Genomic DNA, 361 nt, shown 5'->3' on the forward strand with positions numbered 1-361 from the left:
GTGCAGGTTGGCGCTGGAGCTGTCGCTCCAGTCGGCGTCTTCCAACTGGCGCGCCGGGTCGTAGCGGTGGTCTTCGAGGTAATGCGCCGGCGACTGGTAGGCGCTCTCGTCGTCCGCGTCGGCGGCCGGGTCGAACGCCATGTCCTGGCCGGTCAGGCGGCTTTCCATCTCGCGCACTTCGCGGGGCTCGACCCCCAGGCTCTCGGCGACGCGATGGACTTCCTCGTTGTTCAACCAGGCCAGGCGCTTCTTCTGGCTGCGCAGGTTGAAGAACAGCTTGCGCTGCGCCTTGGTGGTGGCGACCTTGACGATCCGCCAGTTGCGCAGGATGAACTCGTGGATCTCCGCCTTGATCCAGTGC

At 66.2% G+C, this 361-nt stretch carries 1 pseudogene; it reads right to left on the bottom strand.

Annotation, left to right across the window (positions count from 1 at the left end):
- Window positions 1–361 (bottom strand): annotated as a pseudogene (locus tag ACLJNW_RS23650) (RNA polymerase sigma factor RpoH); the annotation flags it as partial.

It is taken from the genome of Salmonella sp. SAL4457 (assembly GCF_046548235.1).
Lineage (GTDB): Bacteria > Pseudomonadota > Gammaproteobacteria > Enterobacterales > Enterobacteriaceae > Salmonella > Salmonella enterica.